1 pseudogene is annotated in these 682 nt (G+C 44.9%); it reads right to left on the bottom strand.

Annotation, left to right across the window (positions count from 1 at the left end):
* Positions 1 to 136: 136 nt before the first annotated feature.
* Positions 137 to 595: pseudogene (locus tag CIK04_RS28515) on the bottom strand (methylglyoxal synthase).
* Positions 596 to 682 lie beyond the last annotated feature (87 nt).

Here is a 682-nt window from a genome sequence, read left to right as displayed (position 1 = left end):
GTGTGGTCGCGAAGGAAAACTCAGCGCGAAAGAACAAATAAAAATGCCTAGCAACTGACGATTGCTGCATTTTTATTGTCATCCCCAAACCACCGATTTTAGCGGTGGTGATTGTTGAGGCACTCAGAAAGAAGAATTAGGTGCGGCCTGCCAAATAGGCTTGGTAATCAGGTATTTCGACGTTAACTTCTTCATTCAACAATGGCGATTCAAAAAGGAATTTTGCCGTTGCACGGTTGGTTGCCACTGGAATATTCCATACACTGGCAATGCGCAGCAGCGCTTTACATCTGGGATCGATCTCGGTACCGCATTCAGTGGATCCCAGAAGAAAATCAGCATATCGATTTTGCCTTCTGAGATTAAAGCGCCAAGCTGTTGGTCACCGCCCATTGGGCCGCTGATCATACTTTTAATCGCAAGCCCGGTTTCGCGACTAAGCATGTGGCCAGTTGTCCCTGTGCATACAAGAAGTGGTCTCTGCAATTTTCTTTGTTCTCTTTTACCCAGCGTAGCAGCTCAGGCTTATAGTTATCGTGTGCAACCAATGCAATGTGTTTATGCGCTTGGTCATCGTGCGAGTTGTTTTTTGCATCAAATGTTTCCGTTATGGTTACCTGATTCGGTTCGAAAATAATTAAGCATAAATCGTCACTGAGATTCAACTGCTTTGACGTACAAA

Source organism: Vibrio sp. 03_296, assembly GCF_002265885.1.
Note: the sequence above shows the minus strand (reverse complement) of the source record. Positions and strands in the feature narration are given on the sequence as shown.